The organism is Micromonospora sp. KC723, from assembly GCF_004348595.1.
Taxonomy (GTDB): domain Bacteria; phylum Actinomycetota; class Actinomycetes; order Mycobacteriales; family Micromonosporaceae; genus Micromonospora.
Genome location: NZ_SMKD01000234.1, coordinates 1 through 4,930, shown reverse-complemented (window position 1 = coordinate 4,930; position 4,930 = coordinate 1). Strand labels below are relative to the sequence as shown.

The window sequence follows — 4,930 nt, the reverse complement described above, 5'->3', positions numbered from 1 at the left end:
GGTGGCTGAGCGGGGTGCGGGGTGGGTCGGCTCACGGCGTGCCACAGGTCGCGGCCCGGGCGCTCGCCGGGGATGGTCAACGGGAGTGGCGTAGGCCGAGCCGGCGTAGCTCCAGCGCGGCGAGCGCGTCGACCGTGGCGTCGTCGCCGCGCCGCCACGCCTCGGCCACGTCCGGGTCGACCCTGGTCAGCTTCCGCAGCGGCTGGTTGGTCAGCGCGCGCAGGGCCAGCAGGTCCCGACCGGCCGGGGCGGCGGCGAGCGCCTTCGCCGAGGCGGCCCGACGCATCCACCGCACCCGCGGCGGCAGCCAGCCGAAGAGCACCAGCCCCAGCGGGAAGACCAGCACCGCGAGGCTCAGCGCCAGGGCGAGTTGGCCGACCAGTTCCTGCTGGTCCCGGCCGGCCTCGGCCACCGCCCGCGCGGCTGCCGCCGCCCGTTCGAAGGGCCCGGTCAGCTCGTCGCCGACCAGTGGCACCCGGCCGACCTTGCCACCGGCCTCGGCCAGGTTGTCGGCGAGGCCGCCGCCGGCCCCCTCCAGCTTCTCGCCGGGTACGGCGAGCCGCTGCACCAGGTCGTGCAGCCACCGGGCGAAGCGGATCGCCGCGTACACCCAGACGACCACGAGTAGGTCGGTGAGGAGTTGGCGGAGGAAGACGGGATAGCGATCAGCATAGATCTTCACGCCGGACAGCGTGCCACGGCGCGGCGACCCCCGACAGCGGTCAGCCGGCGCACTCCCGGCAGGTGCCGAAGATCTCCAGGGTGTGGCTGACGTCGGAGAAGCCGTGCTGGGCGGCCACCCGCTCCGCCCATGCCTCCACGGTCGGGCCGGCGACCTCGACCGTCCGGCCGCAGGCCCGGCAGACCAGGTGGTGGTGGTGGCCCTCGCTGCACCGGCGGTAGAGGTGCTCCCCGCCGGGCGGGCGCATCACGTCGATCTCGCCCGCGTCGGCGAGCCCCTGCAGCGTCCGGTAGACGGTGGTCAGCCCGACCCGTTCGCCCCGGTCCCGCAGCATGGCGTGCAGGTCCTGCGCGCTGTGGAAGCCCTCCACCTCGGCGAGCAGGGCGCTCACCGCCGTCCGCTGCCGGGTGTTGCGCAGCGCCGCTCCCTCACTCATGTCGCTGCCACCTCCCTCCGGTCCCAGGCGGCCCGAGGCTCGACCGCGCCGATGATCCGCTCGCTGTGCCCGCTCATGTCCGTGTTCCCTCCCCCGCGTGGCTGACGGCGTCCGCCACGATGTGCGCGACGTGCTCGTCGACCAGGGCGTACGCGATCTCGCGGCCACGCCGGGAGCCGCGCACCACGCCCGCGCCACGCAGCACCCGCAGGTGCTGGGAGACCAGCGGCTGTGGAGCCCCGAGCTGCTCCACCAGTTCGTGCACGCACCGCTCACCCTGTGCCAGCTCGCTCACTATCGCCAGCCGGATCGGGGCCGCGAGGGCGCGCAGCAGCTCACCCGCACCCTCGTAGGCGTCGTACCCGTTCCTGCCGGTCACCCTGCAACGGTAACCAATACCGAGGACAGGCCGCCGGGCAGCGTCATCCCAGGATGACCTCGTGCGGTTCGGGGTGCGGCGCGGCGGCCGGAACGGCGCGCCGGCGCAGCACCCGCCAGGCCGCCCCGGCGACCGCGACGACCAGGAAGGAGGCGATGGCCAGCAGCACCACCGACGCGCCGGGGGCGGTGTCGGCGGTGGCGGCCACCCAGACCCCGGCGCCGGCGGCGAACAGGCCGAGCGCCATGGCCGCCGTCATGGTGCCGCGGAAGCCCCGGGTGACCTGCTGCGCGGTGGCCACCGGCACCACCATCAGGGCGCTGATCAGCAGTACGCCGACAGCCCGCATGGCGATGGTGACGGTGACCGCGGTGGCGACCGCCAGCAACAGGTTCAACGCCCGCACCGGCAGCCCGGAGACCCGGGCGTACTCCTCGTCGTGGCAGACCGCGAAGAGCGCCGGGCGCAGCGCCAGCATGGTGACCAGGATGGTCGCGCCGAGCACCCCGATGGTGACCAGGTCCTGCGGCGAGATGGTGGTCAGCGAGCCGAACAGGTACGCGTTGAGGTTGGCGCTGGTGGCGTCGGAGAGGCCGACGAGCATCACCCCGCCGGCGATGCCGCCGTAGAAGAGCAGCGCCAGGGCAAGGTCGCCGGAGGTGCGTCCCCGGGCCCGGACCAGCTCGATGGTGATCGCGCCGAGGGTGGCGACGATCACCGCGACCAACACCGGGGAGCGGTTGAGCAGCAGCCCGGCGCCGACACCGGTCAGCGCCACGTGCCCGACCCCGTCGCCGATCAGGGCGAGCCGCCGCTGCACCAGGTAGATGCCGAGCGCCGGGGCGGCCAGGCCGATGATCAGGGCGCCGATCAGCGCACGCTGCATGTACGGGTACTGGAAGAGTTCCATGATCAGCTGCTCCACAGCCCGGCGGGCTCGTCGGGGCCGTGCGGGTGCACGTGGTCGTGGTCGGGCTCCGCGTGGTGCCCGGCGGGCTCGGGGACCGCGCCGTCGTGGGCGATGCCGCCGTGGTGGACGACCACCGCCCGGCTGATCAGGGGGCGCAGCGGGCCCAGTTCGTGGGCCACCAGCAGCACGGTGCCGCCGTCGGCGACGAAGGCGTGCAGCGCCCCGGCGAACGCCTCCTGGCTGGCCGCGTCCACCCCGGCGGTGGGCTCGTCGAGCACCAGCAGCTCCGGCCGGCCCGCGAGGGCCCGGGCGATCAGGGTGCGCTGCTGCTGGCCGCCGGAGAGGGTGGCGACCGGGTCGCCGGCCCGGTCGGCGAGCCCGACCGCGCGCAGCGCCGCGTCGACGGCCTCCCGGTCGGCGCGTCCGGGTGGACGCAGCACCCCCCGGCGGGCGAGCCGGCCCGAGGCCACCACCTCCCGCACGGTGGCGGGTACGCCGCCGCCGGCGCCGAGCCGTTGCGGGACGTACCCGATGCGCCCCCACTGCCGGAACCGCCGCAGTGGGATGCCGAACAGCTCGACGGTGCCGGCGGCCAGCGGGACCAGCCCGAGCGCCGCCCGGATCAGGGTGGACTTGCCGGAGCCGTTGGCGCCGAGGACGGCGACGACCTCCCCGGCGGTGACGGTCAGGGAGACGTCACGCAGCACGGGGCGGCCGTCGTAGCCGACCACCCCGTGCGTGACGGTGATGACAGGGAATGTCACGAGCAGCTCAACGCCGTCCTCAGGGTCGCCAGGTTGGTACGCATCACCGAAAGGTAGTCCCCGCCGTTGTCGCTGGACAGTCCTTCCAGCGGGTCCAGCACGGCGGTCTTCGCGCCGACCTCGGTGGCGATGGTCTCGGCGACCTTGGGGCTGACCAGCGTCTCGAAGAAGATTGTGGTGGCCTTGTGCTCGCGGGCCTCCTCGGCGACCTGGGCCAGCCGCTGCGGGCTGGGCTCGTTCTCCGGGCTCAGGCCGGCGATGCCCACCTGCTCCAGCTTGTAGCGGTCGGCGAGGTAGCCGAAGGCGGCGTGGCTGACCACGATCTCCCGGCGCTGGCAGGTCTTCAGCCCGGCGGTGAACTCGGCGTCGAGTTTCTCCAGGTCGCCGTGGAGCGCCCTGGCCCGGGCGGTGTAGTCGGCGGCGTGGCCCGGGTCGGCCTTCCCGAGCCGCTCGGCCAGCCTGTCTCCGACGGTGGCCAGCCGGGTGGGGTCGAGCCAGAGGTGCGGGTCGAGCCCACCGGCCTCCTCCTCGGCGTGACCGGCCTCCTCCTTGCCCTCGCCCTCGTGGTTGTGTCCGCCGGTGGCGGCGGTCAGCAGCGGCTGCACGGTGGCCACGTCGAAGGCCCGGTCGCGGGCGTTCTGGTCGACGGCCTCGTCCACGGCCGGCTGGAAGCCCTTGAGGTAGACGACAAGGTCGGCGTCGGCGACCTGCCCCACCTGGCCCGGGTTGAGCTCCAGGTCGTGCGGCTCGGCGCCCGGCTTGGCCAGGTTGGTCACCGTGACCGCGTCCCCGCCGATCCGCTGGGCGAGGAACTGCAGCGGGTAGAACGCCGCGACCACGTCGACCCGCTGCGGCTGCTGCGGGTCGGCGCCGGCGTCGCCCGAGGAGCAGGCGGCGGTGCCGCCGAGGGCGAGCAGGGCGGTGGCGGCGGCCAGGGCGCGGGGAGCGGAGCGGAGGTTCATGGGATCCACTGTCCGTGGGAACGAGAATGATTGTCAAAAACGCATGATTGCATGTCAGAGCAGCTTCGCCAGCGCCGCGGCGACCAGCAGGGTCAGCATCAGCAGCCGCACCACCCGGGCCCGGGGCGCCTGCACCCGCCAGGTCGTCGCCGCCAGCCAGGCCAGCCCGGCGGCGAGCGCCAGCAGCAGCGCCCCGCCGACCGGACCCGGTGCGAAGAACGCCACCAGCACCACGGCCAGTGTGGCGAGGAACACCGACGTCGGGTTCGTCCGGGCCAGCCGGGCCAGCAGGAGGCTCTGCGTACGCTGCATCCCACAGACTCTACGAGGAGGAACCCGGTGCAGGTGACCAACCGGTTCGTGGTCGACGTCGACGTCGCCGACGGCTTCGTCGGCCGGGCGCACGCCGCCCTCGCCGCCCTCGCCGCCCGCCCCGGCTACCTGCGCGGCGAACTCCTGCGCGCCCTCGACGACCCCCGCCACTGGTGCCTGCTCACCGAGTGGGAGTCGGTCGGGGCGTACCGGCGGGCACTGGGCGGCTTCGACGTCAAGATCGCCGCGGTGCCGCTGCTCGCCGAGTCGCTCGACGAGCCGTCGGCGTACGAGACGCTGGCCAGCGCCGCCCCGGCCGGCGAGGTGGTGGTCACGGCCAGCGATCGGGCCGCGCGTCCGCACCGCTGAGCGGGCGGGCACTACCCTGCAACGTATGACCCCACCCGGCCCGGCGGCACCGTCGCCGTACCCCGAGCCGCCCGGCCGGGGCGAGGCCCCGCCGCCCGTCGGGGGCACACCCACCG

General features: G+C 74.5%; 8 protein-coding genes. 1 reads left to right on the top strand and 7 read right to left on the bottom strand.

The genetic code is table 11. The annotated features are described in order from the left end of the window. Positions 1-76: 76 nt before the first annotated feature. The 7 genes from E1165_RS27970 to E1165_RS27940 form a co-directional block, all read right to left on the bottom strand. On the bottom strand, positions 77-682 hold the full coding sequence (locus E1165_RS27970; protein ID WP_132394694.1) for a hypothetical protein: 606 nt from the start codon (positions 680-682) through the stop codon (positions 77-79). 40 nt (positions 683-722) lie between these two features. After that, a complete protein-coding gene (locus E1165_RS27965) occupies positions 723-1,118 on the bottom strand; it encodes a Fur family transcriptional regulator (RefSeq protein WP_132394693.1) in 396 nt (131 codons plus the stop codon). A gap of 73 nt (positions 1,119-1,191) precedes the next feature. Further along, positions 1,192-1,497, bottom strand: a complete 306-nt coding sequence (locus E1165_RS27960; RefSeq protein ID WP_132394692.1) for a metalloregulator ArsR/SmtB family transcription factor — start codon at positions 1,495-1,497, stop codon at positions 1,192-1,194. Positions 1,498-1,540: 43 nt separating this feature from the next. Beyond that, the gene (locus E1165_RS27955) at positions 1,541-2,407 is read right to left on the bottom strand and encodes a metal ABC transporter permease (protein WP_132394691.1); all 867 of its coding nucleotides are present in this window, start codon (positions 2,405-2,407) and stop codon (positions 1,541-1,543) included. Positions 2,408-2,409: 2 nt separating this feature from the next. Further along, positions 2,410-3,171, bottom strand: a complete 762-nt coding sequence (locus E1165_RS27950) for a metal ABC transporter ATP-binding protein (protein WP_132394690.1) — start codon at positions 3,169-3,171, stop codon at positions 2,410-2,412. Then, a complete protein-coding gene (locus E1165_RS27945) occupies positions 3,168-4,133 on the bottom strand; it encodes a metal ABC transporter substrate-binding protein (RefSeq protein WP_132394689.1) in 966 nt (321 codons plus the stop codon). Before E1165_RS27945 ends, E1165_RS27950 begins: the two co-directional genes overlap by 4 nt. Positions 4,134-4,187: 54 nt before the next feature. After that, on the bottom strand, positions 4,188-4,445 hold the full coding sequence (locus E1165_RS27940) for a DUF6703 family protein (RefSeq protein ID WP_132394688.1): 258 nt from the start codon (positions 4,443-4,445) through the stop codon (positions 4,188-4,190). A 27-nt stretch (positions 4,446-4,472) separates the two neighbouring features. On the opposite strand from E1165_RS27940, the gene E1165_RS27935 reads away from it, so the two are divergent. After that, entirely contained in the window at positions 4,473-4,814 is a 342-nt protein-coding gene (locus E1165_RS27935) for an antibiotic biosynthesis monooxygenase (protein ID WP_132394687.1), read from the top strand. The last annotated feature ends 116 nt before the right edge of the window (positions 4,815-4,930 follow it).